This window comes from Bacteroides sp. AR20 (assembly GCF_964250605.1).
Lineage (GTDB): Bacteria > Bacteroidota > Bacteroidia > Bacteroidales > Bacteroidaceae > Bacteroides > Bacteroides uniformis.
In genome coordinates, this window is sequence record NZ_CAXUGK010000009.1 from 44,012 (window position 1) to 61,264 (window position 17,253).

16 protein-coding genes are annotated in these 17,253 nt (G+C 47.5%); 8 read left to right on the top strand and 8 right to left on the bottom strand.

Annotated features, from left to right (window positions below):
* Positions 1-13: 13 nt before the first annotated feature.
* Positions 14-1,033: a phosphate acetyltransferase gene (gene pta / locus ACESTD_RS06730; protein WP_005824889.1), complete on the bottom strand. Its 1,020-nt coding sequence runs from the start codon at positions 1,031-1,033 to the stop codon at positions 14-16.
* A gap of 322 nt (positions 1,034-1,355) precedes the next feature.
* Here pta and ACESTD_RS06735 point away from each other — a divergent pair, with 322 nt between their 5' ends.
* From ACESTD_RS06735 to ACESTD_RS06750, 4 genes are read left to right on the top strand one after another with little or no spacing between them, the layout of a single operon-like run.
* Entirely contained in the window at positions 1,356-1,694 is a 339-nt protein-coding gene (locus ACESTD_RS06735; protein WP_005824896.1) for a CidA/LrgA family protein, read from the top strand.
* On the top strand, positions 1,691-2,386 hold the full coding sequence (locus ACESTD_RS06740; protein ID WP_005824898.1) for an LrgB family protein: 696 nt from the start codon (positions 1,691-1,693) through the stop codon (positions 2,384-2,386). Before ACESTD_RS06735 ends, ACESTD_RS06740 begins: the two co-directional genes overlap by 4 nt.
* A gap of 52 nt (positions 2,387-2,438) precedes the next feature.
* A complete protein-coding gene (locus ACESTD_RS06745) occupies positions 2,439-3,353 on the top strand; it encodes a DUF2156 domain-containing protein (RefSeq protein ID WP_005824900.1) in 915 nt (304 codons plus the stop codon).
* Positions 3,354-3,395: 42 nt separating this feature from the next.
* Positions 3,396-4,412: a GNAT family N-acetyltransferase gene (locus tag ACESTD_RS06750; RefSeq protein WP_005834723.1), complete on the top strand. Its 1,017-nt coding sequence runs from the start codon at positions 3,396-3,398 to the stop codon at positions 4,410-4,412.
* Between the two features lie 2 nt (positions 4,413-4,414).
* Here the strand turns inward: ACESTD_RS06750 and ACESTD_RS06755 are convergent, their stop codons facing one another.
* The 4 genes from ACESTD_RS06755 to folP form a co-directional block, all read right to left on the bottom strand.
* Complete coding sequence (locus ACESTD_RS06755; RefSeq protein ID WP_005834721.1) at positions 4,415-5,734, bottom strand: TldD/PmbA family protein; 1,320 nt, start codon at positions 5,732-5,734, stop codon at positions 4,415-4,417.
* Between the two features lie 22 nt (positions 5,735-5,756).
* Positions 5,757-7,295, bottom strand: a complete 1,539-nt coding sequence (locus ACESTD_RS06760; protein ID WP_005824906.1) for a TldD/PmbA family protein — start codon at positions 7,293-7,295, stop codon at positions 5,757-5,759.
* A 79-nt stretch (positions 7,296-7,374) separates the two neighbouring features.
* Positions 7,375-8,139 carry a diadenylate cyclase CdaA gene (gene cdaA / locus ACESTD_RS06765; RefSeq protein ID WP_005824908.1) on the bottom strand — a complete coding sequence of 255 codons (765 nt, stop codon included), beginning with the start codon at positions 8,137-8,139 and terminating at the stop codon, positions 7,375-7,377.
* A 26-nt stretch (positions 8,140-8,165) separates the two neighbouring features.
* The gene (folP, locus tag ACESTD_RS06770) at positions 8,166-9,017 is read right to left on the bottom strand and encodes a dihydropteroate synthase (RefSeq protein WP_005834717.1); all 852 of its coding nucleotides are present in this window, start codon (positions 9,015-9,017) and stop codon (positions 8,166-8,168) included.
* A gap of 184 nt (positions 9,018-9,201) precedes the next feature.
* Here folP and murF point away from each other — a divergent pair, with 184 nt between their 5' ends.
* Positions 9,202-10,500, top strand: a complete 1,299-nt coding sequence (murF, locus tag ACESTD_RS06775; protein WP_005834715.1) for a UDP-N-acetylmuramoyl-tripeptide--D-alanyl-D-alanine ligase — start codon at positions 9,202-9,204, stop codon at positions 10,498-10,500.
* 2 nt (positions 10,501-10,502) lie between these two features.
* Here murF and ACESTD_RS06780 read toward each other — a convergent pair whose 3' ends face one another.
* Positions 10,503-10,886, bottom strand: a complete 384-nt coding sequence (locus ACESTD_RS06780; RefSeq protein ID WP_005824913.1) for a VanZ family protein — start codon at positions 10,884-10,886, stop codon at positions 10,503-10,505.
* A 103-nt stretch (positions 10,887-10,989) separates the two neighbouring features.
* On the opposite strand from ACESTD_RS06780, the gene ACESTD_RS06785 reads away from it, so the two are divergent.
* The 3 genes from ACESTD_RS06785 to ACESTD_RS06795 all read left to right on the top strand — a co-directional run bounded on the left by ACESTD_RS06785 (position 10,990) and on the right by ACESTD_RS06795 (position 15,763).
* Positions 10,990-12,357 carry a sodium-dependent transporter gene (locus ACESTD_RS06785; RefSeq protein ID WP_005834711.1) on the top strand — a complete coding sequence of 456 codons (1,368 nt, stop codon included), beginning with the start codon at positions 10,990-10,992 and terminating at the stop codon, positions 12,355-12,357.
* A 6-nt stretch (positions 12,358-12,363) separates the two neighbouring features.
* Complete coding sequence (locus ACESTD_RS06790; protein ID WP_005834708.1) at positions 12,364-13,314, top strand: helix-hairpin-helix domain-containing protein; 951 nt, start codon at positions 12,364-12,366, stop codon at positions 13,312-13,314.
* Positions 13,315-13,438: 124 nt separating this feature from the next.
* Entirely contained in the window at positions 13,439-15,763 is a 2,325-nt protein-coding gene (locus ACESTD_RS06795; protein WP_034523028.1) for a TonB-dependent receptor, read from the top strand.
* Positions 15,764-15,765: 2 nt separating this feature from the next.
* On the opposite strand, the gene ACESTD_RS06800 is transcribed toward ACESTD_RS06795, so the two are convergent.
* Complete coding sequence (locus ACESTD_RS06800; RefSeq protein ID WP_005824920.1) at positions 15,766-16,425, bottom strand: ABC transporter ATP-binding protein; 660 nt, start codon at positions 16,423-16,425, stop codon at positions 15,766-15,768.
* A gap of 64 nt (positions 16,426-16,489) precedes the next feature.
* Positions 16,490-17,200 (bottom strand): ThiF family adenylyltransferase, encoded by a 711-nt coding sequence (locus ACESTD_RS06805; protein WP_005834703.1) that lies wholly within the window; start codon positions 17,198-17,200, stop codon positions 16,490-16,492.
* Positions 17,201-17,253 lie beyond the last annotated feature (53 nt).

The window sequence follows — 17,253 nt, forward strand, 5'->3', positions numbered from 1 at the left end:
TCAGATTTAAAAGTTATTCAGCATTCTTTTTGGCAGCAATGGCCTGATTGGCAGTGATGGCAATCATGCGATACACATCCTCGATGGAGCAACCGCGTGAAAGGTCGTTCACCGGACGGGCGATACCTTGTAGGATAGGTCCTACGGCATCAGCATGTCCCAGACGTTGCACCAGTTTGTAGGAGATGTTGCCCACTTCGAGGCTGGGGACAACCAATACGTTAGCATGTCCGGCGATAGAAGAACCCGGAGCCTTGCTTGCACCTACTTCCGGCACCAAAGCTGCATCGGCCTGCAACTCACCGTCGATGGCAATATCGGGAGCCATCTCCTTGGCAATCTTCAATGCCTCAACCACTTTATCCACCACTTCGTGCTTGGCAGAGCCCTTGGTAGAGAAGCTCAGCATGGCAACTTTCGGGTCGAGACCGGCAACTGCCTGGGCTGTACGCGCCGTACATACGGCAATCTGTGCCAATTGTTCTGCATCGGGCACCGGAGTCACAGCCACGTCACCCATCACCAGGATACCGTTCTTTCCATATTCAGGAGCATGTGTCAGCAGCAGCATGGCACCCGAAACGCAAGTGATGCCCGGGGAAGTCTTGATAATCTGCAAAGCAGGGCGAAGTACATTACCCGTAGTGTTGCGTGCACCTGCCAACTGGCCGTCAGCGTCGCCGTTCTTTATAATCAGGCAGCCCAGATAAAGCGGATCGACAACCAACTTGCGAGCCTCTTCGATGGTCATGCCTTTCTTTTTGCGGAGCTCGCAAAGCAGTTGGGCATATTCTTCTTTCTTAGGATGGTCTTCCGGGTCGATAATGGTAGCTTTGTTTATATTTCCCAGCCCCCACTCTTTGGCACAAGCCTCTATCTCGGCAGGTTTTCCAAGGATAATCAAGTCGGCTACTCCGTCAGTCAGGATTTGATTGGCAGCTTTCAGTGTACGCTCTTCCGTACCCTCGGGAAGAACAATTCGTTGGCGGTTTGCTTTGGCACGCTCAACAATTTCGTTAATTAATCTTTGCATGATATTTTAATTGTCTATTAAGAATCGGCAGTATGTGTTATTCACGCCGCAAAAGTACACAATTTTGCAATATCTACATTGCAAACATCGGTCTTTTTACCGTTCAGACCATAATTATTATAATATTTAACATTAGGTATTCCCAGCATTCATGTGTACGCACACGTGCCCCTCTGCAACAAACAATTACCCGTCCGGCAGGAACAACCCGCCCGACTCTACAAACGACATAAAAAAAATCAGGATACAACGATAACAAGCAATACATAGAATACCTACCTTTGCAGCGTTTTCAACGTATAACAATAGGTATTATAATAATATGATTCGTCAATGCGCCATCCTTTTCGGATGCTTAGCTTTGGGTGAACTGATTGTTTTCTTTACGGGTATCAAGTTACCTTCCAGCATCATCGGTATGCTGTTGCTCACCCTATTCTTGAAATTGGGTTGGATTAAACTGCACTGGGTGCAGGGTATGTCCGACTTCCTGGTTGCCAACCTGGGCTTCTTCTTCGTACCGCCCGGTGTAGCTCTCATGCTTTACTTCGATGTCATCGCCTCCGAGTTCTGGCCGATAGTGACCGCTTCCATAATCAGCACCCTGCTGGTGATTGTAGTCACCGGATGGGTTCATCAACTAACACGTAAAATCAAATGAACTTTTTAGAAAACGAATTTTTCCTATTGGCTGTCACCTTCGGGATTTTCTTTCTGGCCAAACTCCTGCAGAAAAAGACCGGCATCATGTTGCTGAACCCCATCCTGCTGACAATTGCCATCCTCATTGTCTTCCTGAAGATGACACATATCAGTTATGAGACCTACAATGAAGGAGGACATCTGATAGAATTCTGGCTGAAACCCGCTGTTGTGGCCCTGGGAGTCCCCCTATACCTCCAATTGGAAACGATTAAGAAACAGCTGCTCCCCATCATGCTGTCACAACTTGCCGGCTGCATTGTGGGAGTTATCTCTGTCGTGCTGATAGCTAAATTGATGGGGGCTTCCGACGAGATTATCTACTCCCTGGCGCCCAAGTCGGTCACTACGCCGATAGCCATGGAAGTAACCAAGTCGCTGGGCGGCATTCCCTCACTTACCGCCGCCGTAGTGGTCTGTGTAGGCTTGCTGGGAGGAATACTGGGCTTCAAGACCATGAAACTGACCCACATCGGCAGTCCTATGGCACAAGGCCTTTCCTTGGGAGCCGCCGCCCACGCGGTAGGAACTTCCACAGCCATGGACATCAGCCGCAAATACGGCGCATTCGCCAGCCTCGGCCTGACCCTGAACGGTATTTTCACTGCATTGCTGACCCCAACTATTCTGCGATTATTAGGGCTACTCTAACAAAATCTTCTTATTTTTGTTATCTATAATCATAACCAACTAAAAACAACGTATGATTTCATTTAAAGATATCGAATTACAAGACAAAGAACTGATTACTTCCTATACACAGAACAGTCCGCGACGGAATTGTGACCTCTCATTCTCCAACCTATGCAGCTGGCGTTTTCTATACAATACAAAGTTTGCCATCATGGACGGCTTCCTCCTGCTGAAATTCTGGGCAAACGACGAACTGGTGTACATGATGCCGATAGGTAACGGAGATTTGACAAAAGTACTGGACGCACTGGTCGAAGACGCACACCGGGAAGGGGAACCTTTCTGCCTGCTGGGAATATGTTCGGGCATGTGCTCGGAACTGGAAGCCTTCATGCCCGGAAAATTCCAGTTCACAGCAGACCGGGACTATGCCGATTACCTCTATCTGCGTACAGACCTCGCCACGCTTGCCGGAAAGAAATTCCAGTCCAAACGGAATCATGTCAACAAATTCAAACGCACCTATAATTACGAATATACTCCCATCACTCCCGACCGCATCCAGGAATGTCTGGACCTGGAAGCCGAATGGTGTAAGGCCAACAATTGCGACCAGCATGAAGGAACGGGCAACGAACGTCGCGCACTGGTCTACGCCCTCCACAATTTTGAAGAACTGGGATTGACCGGAGGCATCCTGCATGTAGACGGCAAAATTGCCGCCTTCACTTTCGGAATGCCCATCAACCAAGATACCTTCGGAGTACATGTGGAAAAGGCCGACACCAGCATAGACGGAGCGTACGCAATGATTAACTATGAATTTGCCAACCATATCCCCGAACAATATGTCTACCTCAACCGTGAAGAGGATTTGGGTATTGAAGGATTGCGCAAGGCCAAACTTTCGTATCAGCCTGCCATTATTCTGGAAAAATACGTGGCATGCCTGAAAGATGAACCGGTGGAAGCTATCAAATGGTGAGAGTAAGGATTAGAGATTAAGGATTAAAAGGATAAGGGATTGATGATACGGGAAAAGGTAAAGAACTTATGGAAGCTCTGTTTCAATGATAGCGAGGAATTTACTGAACTGTATTTTCGGCTCCGCTACAACAATGATATCAATATTGCCATCCAAAGCGGCGAAGAAGTGATTGCCGCCCTACAGATGTTGCCTTATCCTATGACGTTCGAAGGAGAAGATATTCATACGGCCTATATATCCGGTGCCTGCACACACCCTGATTACCGTAACCGGGGCGTAATGCACGAGCTGTTATCACAAGCCTTTGCACGGATGCTACACAATAATGTCGCCTTATCCACCCTGATACCGGCAGAACCGTGGCTGTTCGACTACTATGGCCGCAGCGGTTATGCCCCCGTATTCCGCTATGCCGAAGAGACCTTTATCGCTTCCGGTACACCGACAGCCGATACGGGCCTTACTTTGGAAATGTCTGCCGAATATACTGAAAAAAGATATGAATATCTCGACCGGAAATTGCGGGAGCGCCCTTGCTGCATCCAGCATACGGAAGAGGATTTCCAGGTTATCATTGCCGATTTACAACTGGGACAGGGCTTCGTTTGCACATTGAGCAATGGGGAGGAAATCACGGCTTTGGCCATTACCTATCCGATAGGGAAAGCCAACTGGCGCATTGGAGAAATCGTGTCGGATACTCCCGCAACAAAAACTTTACTGCTTCAACATATCTGCCAAAGCTTGAATCTCCCGTCCATCCGGGTTCTCACTCCTCCCGCTACCGGTGAAAGCCAACTTTTGGGCATGGCACGCATCATCAATGCCAAAACCATGCTGCAACTCTATGCTACGGCCCATCCGGAACTGGAACTCAGCATTCATCTCACCGATGAGCAGGTCAGTGCCAATAACGGCTACTACTACCTGAACAATGGTAAATATATGAATAGTGCCAAGCGTCTGCCGGGCAGCCACTTGGCACTTACAATCGGTGAACTCACCGAAAAAATATTTGCAACATCAAGCCCATATATGAGCCTGATGTTGAACTAGCATTATAATCCGCTGAAGTCGACTCCCTCAAATACCAGCGAAGGAATCTGCCATGAACGGTTCGGTTGAGGGTCATTGCCCACAGCAACCAAGGAATTCCATAAAGTAACCATGTTACCCGTCACATTCATTTCGTTGACGGGCTGTGTCAGCTTGCCGTCTTCAATAAGGAAACCCTCTATACCATAAGAGAAGTCACCGGTACTGCTATTGCTGTTACCGCCATTGAAGCCCGTAACCAAGATGCCTTGTTTAATATCTGCAACCAATCCGTTCAGGTCCTTATCGCCCGGTGTCAGAATTAGACGTGAAGGTGCACTGATAGTAGGAGCTATATCCATCTTCTTACCATTGTAGGTATCGATGAAATAAGTTTTCAGCACGCCTTTGTCAAAAACAGTGCGGGGTTCGGTAGCCACACCCTCATTATCGAAATAGCGTGAACCGTTTGCACCGATAGCATGCGGCTCGTCACGCAACGTGAAGAGGTCGGAAGCCACTTTCGTATCCAGCTTATCCATCAGGAAGGAGTTCTTTTGTTGCAAAGCACTGCCATACAATGCACTTAGCATCGGACTGAGCAGGTTTCCCACATTCATAGGGTCAACCACCATTGTATATTTACCCGACTTTGCTTTCTTCTGTCCCAGCTTGCGCAATACGCGTTCCAATGCCTTGGCACCGATTCCCGTCTTCGTCAATTTATCATAGAACAGAGCCGAGTCGTACCAGTAATCCTGAGGGCGAGCTTCGCCTTCTCCCTTAATGGATACACTGGCTGAGACAGAGAACCAGGTACTCTTCGACTCGCCTTCAAATCCGTTGCTTATCAAACGATAGGAAGAACCCTCGCCATCACTATAAGAAGAATCAACCGAAATGATACGCTCATCCTTGCCCAATACCTCCTCTGCAGCAGCACGTGCAATCGCCACTTTATCATCCGGGTTGACTTCATAGAGTTTCTTGTCAAAAAGCTGCAAGTCAGGCTTGCCTCCTTTATAGTAGCGTGCAGGGTCGGCCAGCATACGCGACTCATCCACCGCCAGATAGCGGGTAGACTCTATACCATTCGTGATAAGAGTTTCCAATTCTTTCTTATCCAGCCGATTGGTGGAAAAAGAACCGAAACGTCCGTCCACATAAAGATTCAATCCCAAACCATTCTCCGTAGACTGCTGCAAACGGTCCATTTTGCCGTCACGCAGTTCAAAAGAAGAATTAGAATTTGTATATAGCACCAGTTTGGCTGCCTGGCAACCGTTCTTCAAGGCATATTCCATTGCCCATTGTGCCAATTTCTTATTGTCGTCTGTAATCATGTCTTTAATTGATAGTTGATAATTAACTTTCTCCTCCTACAGTCAGCTTGCTGACTAGTGCCGATGGCATACCGCAGGTAACGGGACAAGACTGACCGTCTTTACCACAGGTCCAAGTACCGTTGTCAATCTTATCGTTATTTGCCACCATCGTGATGTCAGCCAATGCTTTCGGACCATTACCGATGATATTTATATCCTTGACGGGCTGCGTCAACTTGCCATCCTCAATCAAGTAACCCGACTTCACAAAGAAGGTAAAGTCTCCGGCACCGATTTGCACCTGGCCATTGGTAAACTGGTCACAATAGATACCTTTCTTCACGGTGGAGATAATGTCCGCTTCCTTCATATTGCCGGCTTCCATATAAGTGGCACGCATACGGGGGATAGGAGTATTACGGAAAGTATCGCGACGTCCGTTTCCAGTAGGAGCCACCCCATAATGCTTGGCACTGATGCGGTCGTGCAGATAACTGGTCAGGATACCTTCCTTCACGATATAGGTTTTCTGGCCTTCCACACCCTCATCGTCGAAATTCACGGCTCCACGATTGAAAGCGATGGTACCGTCATCCACCACGTTGATATGCTCATCGCACACCTTCTTTCCCAAAAGGTCGCAGAAAATGGAAGTACGTTTACGGTTGAAGTCAGCCTCAAAAGCATGTCCTATGGCTTCGTGCAACAAGATACCCGAACCGCCAGCCCCCATCACGACGGGCATTTCGCCACCTTTGGGTTTCACAGCCTTGAACAAGATAGCAGTCTTATCCACCGCCTCACGTGCAATAATATCCACGATGTCATCCGTCATGAATTCAAAACCCTTGCGGTAAGAACGACCGGCATAACCGTTCTCCATCTTTCCATTCTCTTCCATGATGCAGACTGCCATAAAAGAAACCATCGGACGGTAGTCGTAGTAGCTCACGCCCTCGGAATTACAGAACAGCACGTGCGATGTACTGTCAGAAAGAGAAGCCTGCACCTTACGTACACGATTGTCCAAAGAGAAAATCTTTTCGTTCAGCTTTTCTAAATAAGGTATTTTTGCCTTGACACTCACGTCCTCCCAAGGTTCAGTGACGGCATAGCGGCTTTTGGTAATTGTCTTTTCCGTCAGTCCTACAGATTTTCCGGCCTTGCCCGAAGAGGCGATACGGGCAGCAGTACGTGCAGCACGCAGCATTTCTTCCATAGTTACCCCTTCCACATAAGCATACCCCGTCTGGTCGCCTGCCAATACGCGTACGCCCATACCGAAGTCAATGTTAGCTCCACAGTTGTTTACTTTGCCGTCCATCAGAACCACACTGTTGTTGAATGTGTGTTCAAAATAAAGGTCGGCATAATCGCCGCCTTTTTCCAGAGCGGCAGCCATCACTTTCTTCAAGTCAGCCTCCGTCACACCGAAGTGAACCATTGCCGAAGCTACGGCAGACTGATTATCTGCTCCTCCTAAAGCTCCGCGTACTGACGCAGGCATAGCCAACGAGGGTACTGCCAGCGAACCTAACATCGCCAGACTTCCCGTCCGTAAGAAATTTCGTCTATCCATCCTTTTCAGTTATTAGTTATAAGATATTGTTTTTTATATCATAGTTATATGACGTAAAAATAGGAGATTTTGTCACACCTTAGCTTTCCTTTGTTAACAAACTTTCCAATTCCTCTGCATTCAGACGCAGATAGAATTGTCCTTTGTAAGCCACTGAAATACCTCCGGTCTCCTCCGATACAATGATGGCATGCGCATCAGACACCTGGGAAATCCCCATGGCAGCACGATGCCTCAGCCCCAGTTCCTTAGGAATGTCCAGATTATGGGAAACAGGCAGGATACATCCCGCCGCTTTGATACGTTTCTTACTGATAACCATCGCTCCATCGTGCAACGGACTGTTCTTAAAGAAAATATTCTCAATCAGACGCTGGTTTATATCGGCATTGATAATCTCTCCCGTACGCACCACATCATCCAAAGGCAGATTATGTTCAATGACAATCAGGGCACCAACCTTCTGCTTCCCCATACTGATACATGCCATTACCACCGGCATGATGTCGTCATGTTCCAGCTTCTCTTTCTTGTTACCGGTGAAGAAGCGCACCAGCGCACTGGCATGCTGATGCGAGCCGAGTGTCAGCAAGAAGCGCCGTATCTCGTCCTGAAACAAAATGATAAGCGCCAGCACGCCCACACTGACCAGCTTGTCGAAGATGGAACCGAGCAATTTCATCTCCAGCACCTGCGATACCACCAGCCATATCAGGATAAACACCAGGATACCCGTAAACACATTTATAGAACCGGAGGCTTTCATCAGCTTATACGTATAGTACAACAAGAAAGCCACTAACAGAATATCTATAAAATCTTTTATTCCAAATTCAAAAAACACGATATTGAATGATTAGGGGTTAGGGACTAGGAATTATTTCGCATGGCTTGCACAATCCGTACGGTTTCCACGGCTTCTTTCACGTCGTGTACGCGGAGAATGTCAGCACCTTTCAGCAAACAGATGGTATCGAGCACCGTAGTACCATTCAGCGCCTCCTGAGGAGTAATGTCCAACAAGCGGTATATCATCGATTTACGTGAAACGCCTACCAGCAAAGGCAACTCAAAAATACGGAACTCTTCCAGATGGGACAGCAATTCATAGTTATGCTCCATTGTCTTTCCAAAGCCGAAACCGGGGTCCAGAATGATGTCTTTTACACCTAAGTCACGTAATTGCTGCACCTTGCGCGCAAAATACAAGAAAACCTCTTTCAGAAGATTGTCGTAATGAGGATGCTGCTGCATACTTTGCGGAGTGCCTTGCATGTGCATCATAATATAAGGTACGTTCAATGCCGCAACGGTATGGAACATATTCGCATCCATCTCACCGGCCGCAATATCATTGATGATGGCAACACCATACTCCTCCACACACATTCTTGCCACATCCGCCCTAAAAGTGTCTACTGACACCACAGCATCCGGCTGTATCTCAAAAAGTATTTTCAGGCCCATACGCAACCGTTCCATCTCCTCCCTGGCAGAGACATTGTCGGCATTAGGACGGGAAGAGTAAGCGCCTATGTCAATAATGGCCGCTCCCTCCGAAACTATCTGTTTCACCCGGCGTACTATTTCCGCCTCTGTCTGTGTACGGCTACCGGCATAAAAGGAATCGGGAGTAACGTTCAGTATGCCCATGACACGGGGTTGAGAGAGGTCGAGCAGCGAACCGTTGACATTTATATATCGGGCAGTTGTAATTTCCATAGGCAGTCTGTTCTATATAGTACCTGCAAATGTAAACAAAAAAGTGGTTTCAAAATACATAAACTCATAAAACTGATAAGTTTTTTGCTTGTACCCGGGAAGGGAGAGGATTAAAACTATATCTTTGCACGATGGTTTACCACAGATTACACAGATTCACACAGATTGATTTAATTATAAAGTCATGGATATAACAGCTATACATCAGATATTCCTAACATGCACCAGTGTCACTACTGACAGCCGTAACTGCCCCCAAGGCTCTTTATTCATTGCGCTGAAAGGCGAGTCGTTCAACGGAAATGCCTTTGCCGCCCGGGCGCTGGAAAGCGGAAGTGCTTATGCCATAGTGGACGAAGAAGCCTATGCCCCTGAAGGCGATACACGATACATCGTGGTGGAAAACAGCTTGAAAACCTTGCAACAACTTGCCAATTACCACCGTCGGCAGATGCGTACACCCATCATCGGCATTACGGGTACAAACGGAAAGACTACTACCAAGGAACTGATGTCCACCGTACTTTCGCAAACTCACAACGTGCTCTATACCTTGGGAAATTTGAACAATCACATCGGTGTTCCCCTCACCTTGCTCCGCCTGCGCCCTGAACACGACCTTGCCGTGGTGGAAATGGGTGCCAGCCACCCGGGAGACATCAAGGAGCTGGTAGAGATAGCCGAACCTGACTACGGGATCATTACCAACGTAGGAAAAGCCCATCTGGAGGGATTCGGCTCTTTTGAAGGAATCATCAAGACCAAAGGAGAGATGTACGACTATCTGCGGACGCGGAAAGAAGCTACCATCTTTATCCATAACGACAACCCCTACTTGAAAAAGATAGCCTACGGACTCCACCAGATTGCCTACGGCAGTGAGGACGGGCTGTACATCAACGGACACGTCACCGGCAATTCTCCTTACCTCACCTTCGAGTGGAAAACGGACAACGAAAGCAAATATCACGAAGTACAAACCCGGCTTATCGGTGAATATAACTTCCCCAATGCTCTGGCAGCTGTCACCATCGGACATTTTTTTGGTGTGGAACCGGAGAAAATAGACAAGGCACTGGCCGGATATACCCCGCAAAACAACCGTTCACAACTGAAAAAAACAGCGGACAACACTCTGATTATCGATGCCTATAATGCCAATCCCACAAGCATGATGGCTTCCATTAGTAACTTCCGGAACATGCAGGCCGAAAACAAAATGTTGATATTGGGAGATATGCGGGAGTTGGGTAAAGACAGTGCCGACGAGCACCAGAAGATTGCAGACTATCTGGAAGAATGCGGATTCAAGGATGTAGTTCTTGTAGGGGAATTGTTTGCCGCCACACGCCACTCTTATCAGAGTTATCCCGATGTAACCGCACTCATCGCAGAGCTGCAAAGAGAGAAACCTTGCGGGAAAACAATTCTGATAAAAGGGTCGAACGGCATCAAGCTAAGTTCCGTAGTTGAATACTTATAATCCTATTTCATCCTTGGCCTTAAAATGAAATAGCCGACCATTGATGCAAGCACCGCTCCCGTGGTATTGGCCGCAAAATCCAGCCAGTCTCCACCACGGTATGTCGTGCAGTATTCTTGCAGCAACTCCACCATTCCGCTGAACAAAACGGGACAGACAAACGCCCCTGCCCATGCATGCCATAAAGGGGCGTTGTCTCTCCGGTGAGCGCGAAGAAACTCCAGCCACAGCATTCCTGACATGCCGAAATACATACAGATATGCACCACCTTGTCTATATTGGGAATCTTGCTTATTTCTGTAGAAGGCGGTTTAAAGAATGAAAGATAAATCACCGTCAGAATAATAAAAAGCGACACCGGATATTTCTTAATATAATATAGCATATACCAAATTATCAACGAACTGTGCACAAAAGTACAGAACATTTTCTATATTTGCATGTTTTAGCTGGTATTAATAACGAATTGAAAGAAAAATCTACGTTTTATGACAAAAAGTGACAGAGCCAACTTCGGAAGCAAATTAGGCGTCATACTTGCCTCGGCAGGCTCCGCAGTCGGTTTAGGCAATATCTGGCGTTTCCCGTTTGAGACCGGGAATCACGGAGGTGCGGCATTTATCCTTGTATACCTGGTTTGCGTGCTCATTCTCGGCATCCCCATCATGATTGCAGAATTCCTCATCGGCAGGCGCTCGCGTGCCAATACGGCAAGGGCTTATCAGAAATTGGCACCCGGCACGCATTGGCGCTGGGTAGGACGTATGGGCGTACTGGCCGGATTCCTTATTCTGGGATATTACTCCGTTGTGGCAGGATGGACGCTTGAGTTTATCGGCGAAGCGGCTACCAACAGTTTTGCCGGGAAGTCGGCAGCCGATTTCATCGCATCCTTCAACAGCTTTGTCAGCAACCCCTGGCGTCCGGTCATCTGGCTGGTGCTGTTCCTGCTGGCCACCCATCTCATCATTGTCAAAGGAGTGGAAAAAGGTATTGAAAAATCAGCCAAAATCATGATGCCAATGCTATTTGTCCTATTGATAATCCTTGCCATCTGCTCCATATCCCTGCCCGGAGCAGGAGCAGGCATTGAATTCCTGTTGAAACCGGACTTCAGCAAAGTGGACGGCAATGTGTTCCTTGGAGCCATGGGCCAGGCATTTTTCTCCTTGAGCTTGGGGATGGGATGTCTCTGTACATACGCTTCTTACTTCCGCAATGATACGAACCTGCCCAAAACGGCACTCAACGTGGCGGCTATCGACACCATGGTAGCCATTTTGGCAGGATTCATCATCTTCCCTGCCGCCTTCTCTGTAGGCATCAAACCGGATGCGGGTCCTAGTCTGCTATTCATCACCCTACCTAATGTCTTTCAGCAAGCGTTCGGCAATATTCCCTGGCTGGCGATACTGCTGTCTCTGATGTTCTATATCCTACTGGCATTGGCAGCACTTACTTCCACCATTTCCCTGCACGAAGTGGTAACTGCCTATCTACATGAAGAGTTCAAGTTCTCACGCAGCAAGGCAGCCAGATACGTGACAGCGGGCTGTATTTTCTTAGGAGTATTCTGCTCACTGTCTCTCGGTATCGGCAAAAGCTATACCGTATTCGGGCTAAACCTATTCGATTTGTTCGACTTTGTAACGGCCAAGCTAATGCTACCGTTAGGCGGTTTCTTCATTTCCATCTTCATAGGCTGGTATCTGGACAAGAAAATCGTATGGGAAGAAGTCAGCAACAATGGCACTCTGAAAGTATCCGTCTACAAGCTATTGATATTCATCCTGAAATATATTGCTCCGATAGGAATTGCACTGATTTTTATCAATGAACTGGGTTTTCTGAAATAGGTCATCATGCAGAACCCCTTTAAAGAATTCCTTTATTTCTCCCGGGGAGAAAGGCGCGGAATACTGGTTTTGATTACCGGCATCATTCTCGTCTTTCTCTCCGGGTATATTTATATATACCAAAGAGAGAACCGCCCCCTCTCCGATGAAGTAATCCGGCGGCAGGCCACTGCCATGGCAGAATACGAATCGTTCATCGCATCCATACAAGAAAAGGAACAAAAATGGGACAACAGACTTAAACCTTCCTCCCAAAAACAACCGACAACCGTCTCCTTGGCCCGTTTCAATCCCAATACCGCCGACTCCGTCATTTTTTGCCGACTGGGACTGCCCGGATGGATGGCACGGAACATACTCCGCTACCGTAGTAAAGGAGGGAAGTTCCATAAGGCAGAAGATTTCCGGAAAATATATGGAATGACAGAAAAACAATATCAGACACTCTTACCCTATATCCACATCACTCCGAAAGACACAGAAACAAGAACCGTCCAGTTGTACAGCTCTCCTGCAAGCAATGACAGCGCCGTTACTTTCCGAATTGCACCGGAAAAATATCCGTCTGGGACCCTTGTCGACCTGAACCGCGCCGACACCACAGAACTGAAGAAAATACCAGGCATCGGTAGTGGCATTGCCCGTCTAATCATCGGTTATCGGCAACGCTTGGGAGGATTCTACAACATCACGCAATTACAAGAAATCCATTTGGACACCACCCAATTGCAGTCCTGGTTTTCCATCGACACCCGGGCCATCCACCTCATCAACCTGAACCGTAGTAGCATAGAGAGGCTGCGCCACCATCCTTACATCAACTTCTACCAGGCAAAGGCCTTTGTAGAATACCGGAAGAAGAAAGGCGACCTTCATAGTCTGAAACCTTTTGCACTTTACGAGGAATTCTCCGATACCGATTTGGAGAAAATCAGTCACTACGTTTGCTTTGAATAACAGCATCATGCAACATTTTTCAATGTCTGATGCAACCTTTTCACCAGTCATTTCGTCTAACAAGCAGAAACACCCTAAAAACAGGAAGGCCTACTGCAATAAGGATTAGAACCATCGTATCAATATGAAAAAATTAATGATTATAACCATGCTGCTGGGCAGTATGGCACAGAATGCTTTTGCTCAAAAAATAGAAATAAAAGGAACCGTCCGCGATGCTTCCGACAAGAGTATAGAGTATGTCAATGTGGTATTACAGACCATCGACTCTACTTTTGTCGCCGGTGTGACCACAAGTCCAGAAGGAGAATTCATCTTCAAGAACACGGCTACCGGAGATTACAGACTTGTTCTTTCCAGCATCGGGTATAATACCGGATACATCACCCTCAATGGAGTAAAGCGCCATACCGACCTTGGACCAATCGTCTTGGACAGTGCTTCTATCGCACTGGAAGGAGTGACTATCACCGGCTCCAGCCAAATCAGCCGTGCAGACCGCAAACTGGTTTTCCCATCCGAAAGACAAATGAAAACTTCCACAAACGGAGTGAATCTGTTGCAGGAACTGATGCTGCCACGTATTCTGGTCAACCCCATGAACAATGAGATTGGATTGTCCGGCGGTGGAGAACTGCAATTACGCATCAATGGAGTCAAAGCCGAAATAGACGAGATAAAAGCCATTCGCCCTGCCGACATTATACGTATAGAGTACCATGACAATCCGGGACTGCGCTACGGTAATGCCGAAGTCGTTTTGGACTACATAGTGCGCCGACCTAAAACGGGCGGAAACTTCGGTGCCGACATTTCCCAAGGGTTGAACACGATGTGGGGAAACTATAATCTGTACGGCAAAGTAAACCACAAAAAATCAGAATTCGGCTTCTTCTATTACATGGGACCGCGGGATTTTAACGGCATGTACCGCGACAATGAAGAAGAATTCCACCTGGCAGACGGCACTACACTCAGACGCCTGGAGAAAGGAGAGCCCAGCAAGGCAACCATGTACCAGCACAACCTAAACGTAAATTACAGTTTGCAGGCTTCTGAAAATTCCCTTTTCAGCGCCACCTTCCGCCTTCGAGGAAACAATCAGCCGCACTGGGATTATAAAGGAACTCTCTATAACGCCAATGACGAAGCGGACGTGGTAGACATGACCGACCGTACCGACCAGAGCTGGACACGTCCCTCACTCGATTTGTACTACCAACAAGACCTGAAAAACAAACAAACCCTGGTATTCAATGTAGTAGGCACCTATAATCGGGAAAAATCGCAGCGGCTCTACCAAGAAAGCACCCCGGGGAACATATTGACCGATATTGACAACAATATCCGAGGCAACAAATACTCCCTGATTGCCGAGGCCATTTATGAGAAGCAATATTCCAAGGGGAACGCATTGAGCTTCGGTCTGAGCCATACACAGTCCTACTCTAACAATGAATACAGAAACGGGCATTATTATGAAACCAATATGCACCAAGAGAACACATACATATTCGGAGAATACCGTGGAAAGATAGACAAACTAAACTACCGGCTGGGAGTGGCCATGACTCGTTTCTACTATAATCAGAGCGGCAAGGACAAATCTACCGAGAACTACAGTTTCAACCCGAGTATCGTTCTGCACTATGCCATGTCAGACAACTCCTATCTCCGCTGGAAGGGAAACATCTATAACGCTTCTCCTTCATTGGGCGACCTCAGCGATGTGGAGCAAGCAGTGGACTCATTCCAGATACGTCGTGGCAACCCGCATCTGAAATCATATATGTGCTATCATACGGAACTGACTTACGAATGGAAAAAAGGCATCTTTTATACCAATCTATGGGGAGCCTATGACTATCGTCCCAATGCCATTATGGACGAGAAGATTCAAGAAGGCAACAAAATAGTGCAGACTTGGGACAATCAGAAGGATTGGCAGAAACTCTCCGGGCGTGCCATGCTCCGCGTAGGACCCATCCGCGACATTCTGCAATTTTCTTTTACGGGCGGTGTCAACCATTACATGAGCCATGGCAATCACTACTCGCATACCTACACCAACTGGTTTTGTGAGGCAGAAGCCTCATTAAACTACAAACAGTTCTCTCTGTTCTGGCAGATAAACACCAATTGGAACAATTTCTGGGGAGAAACCCTCTCGGGAGGAGAAAACATCCAGATGTTAGCTGTATATTACAAGCATAAGAATCTTCGGGTAGGAGTCGGTGCATTCAATCCTTTCACCGACAACTATAAAGTACAAAGCGAAAACTGGAATAAATTCGCATCCTACAAGACAAATAATTATATAAAAGAAAGCTCCCGCATGTTCCTAGTGAACTTTTCCTACAACTTCTCGTTCGGCCGCAGTTTCAAGACGGCACAGCGGAAGGTAAACAACAGTGACAATGACTCGGGAGTAATGGGCACGGGGAAATAGGCTCAAACCATTTTATTGATTTCCCCGTCAATCAGATGTATCGTCCGGTCGGTGAGCTGCGCCAGTCCTTCATCATGGGTTACGATAACAAACGTTTGTCCGAAACGGTTACGTAAATCAAAAAAGAGCTGGTGCAGTTCTTCCTTATTATGGGTATCCAAGCTGCCGGAAGGTTCATCTGCCAGCACCACTGCTGGATGATTGATGAGAGCACGGGCCACCGCCACACGCTGCTTCTCACCTCCCGACAACTCATTCGGCTTGTGGGAGGCCCGTTCGGCAAGCCCCATGAATTCAAGAATTTCCGTAGCCGCCTCCTTGGCTTCCTGCTGTCCTCTTCCGGCAATGAAGGCTGGTATCATTACATTCTCCAAAGCCGTAAACTCCGGCAGCAGTTGATGGAACTGGAACACAAAGCCGATATGGTGGTTGCGGAATGCGGAAAGTTCCTTCTCCCTCATACGGTTGACTTGTGTACCGTCAATAACCACCGAACCGCCATCCGGCATATCCAACGTACCCATGATTTGCAGCAAGGTAGTTTTACCCGCTCCACTGGGGCCTACAATGCTGACAATCTCCCCTTTCTCTATCTCCAGGTCAATACCCCGCAACACTTGCAGGTTACCGAAACTCTTCGTTATATTCTCTAAATGAATCACTAGGCTATTTACAATTTGACAATTTACTATTTACTATTTGATAGTTTTCTTTCAAGTGCTATTACTATAGTCTTTTAATTACATATTCGGCCAAATAGCAGCCAAAAACTGCGGGCATGTAGCTCACTGTTCCACAGGTGGACTTCTTGTTCATCTCGTCGTCCGTCAGCAAAACGGCATTCGGATCAGCCTGTTCGGTGCTGAAAACAACTGGAAGTTTCCGCTTTATGCCCATTTTTTGCAGACGCTTACGCACAGCCTTGCTCAACCCGCAATGATAGGTATCCCAGATATCGGCAAAGCGCACTTGCGAAATGTCACTCTTTGCTCCTGCCCCCATGCTGGACACTATCTTGATATGCCGCTTCATGCTTTCCGCTATCAAGTGGCATTTTGGAGCAAGCGTATCGATGGCATCCACCACAAAGTCATAAGCCGCATCATCCAGCAGTTCCGGTATGTTCTCATCTTTCAAGAATACGGGCAACACTCTCAGTTCCAGAGCCGGATTAATGTCCCTGAAACGTGATGCCAATATCTCCGCCTTCTTTTGCCCCAGGGTAGAATGCAGAGCCGGCAACTGACGGTTTATATTCGTAGGCTGCACGGTATCGGCATCGACAATCGTCATCCGCCCCACTCCGGCACGGCATATCATCTCGGCCGCATAAGCACCTACACCACCCAGTCCTACGACAAGTACATGTGCCCGGCGCAGGCGTTCCATTTTTTCATCTCCTAATAAAAGTTGCGTTCGTTGTTGCCAATCTTCCATTTTCACCACAGATTACACGGATTTACACAGATTTTTGTCAATTATCAATTGTC

Bases quoted from the DNA above. Each gene is read 5' to 3' on its own strand.
- pta (WP_005824889.1), bottom strand. From the start codon at position 1,033: ATGCAAAGATTAATTAACGAAATTGTTGAGCGTGCCAAAGCAAACCGC.
- ACESTD_RS06735 (WP_005824896.1), top strand. From the start codon at position 1,356: ATGATTCGTCAATGCGCCATCCTTTTCGGATGCTTAGCTTTGGGTGAA.
- ACESTD_RS06740 (WP_005824898.1), top strand. From the start codon at position 1,691: ATGAACTTTTTAGAAAACGAATTTTTCCTATTGGCTGTCACCTTCGGG.
- ACESTD_RS06745 (WP_005824900.1), top strand. From the start codon at position 2,439: ATGATTTCATTTAAAGATATCGAATTACAAGACAAAGAACTGATTACT.
- ACESTD_RS06750 (WP_005834723.1), top strand. From the start codon at position 3,396: ATGATACGGGAAAAGGTAAAGAACTTATGGAAGCTCTGTTTCAATGAT.
- ACESTD_RS06755 (WP_005834721.1), bottom strand. From the start codon at position 5,734: ATGATTACAGACGACAATAAGAAATTGGCACAATGGGCAATGGAATAT.
- ACESTD_RS06760 (WP_005824906.1), bottom strand. From the start codon at position 7,295: ATGGATAGACGAAATTTCTTACGGACGGGAAGTCTGGCGATGTTAGGT.
- folP (WP_005834717.1), bottom strand. From the start codon at position 9,017: ATGGAAATTACAACTGCCCGATATATAAATGTCAACGGTTCGCTGCTC.
- murF (WP_005834715.1), top strand. From the start codon at position 9,202: ATGGATATAACAGCTATACATCAGATATTCCTAACATGCACCAGTGTC.
- ACESTD_RS06780 (WP_005824913.1), bottom strand. From the start codon at position 10,886: ATGCTATATTATATTAAGAAATATCCGGTGTCGCTTTTTATTATTCTG.
- ACESTD_RS06785 (WP_005834711.1), top strand. From the start codon at position 10,990: ATGACAAAAAGTGACAGAGCCAACTTCGGAAGCAAATTAGGCGTCATA.
- ACESTD_RS06790 (WP_005834708.1), top strand. From the start codon at position 12,364: ATGCAGAACCCCTTTAAAGAATTCCTTTATTTCTCCCGGGGAGAAAGG.
- ACESTD_RS06795 (WP_034523028.1), top strand. From the start codon at position 13,439: ATGAAAAAATTAATGATTATAACCATGCTGCTGGGCAGTATGGCACAG.
- ACESTD_RS06805 (WP_005834703.1), bottom strand. From the start codon at position 17,200: ATGGAAGATTGGCAACAACGAACGCAACTTTTATTAGGAGATGAAAAA.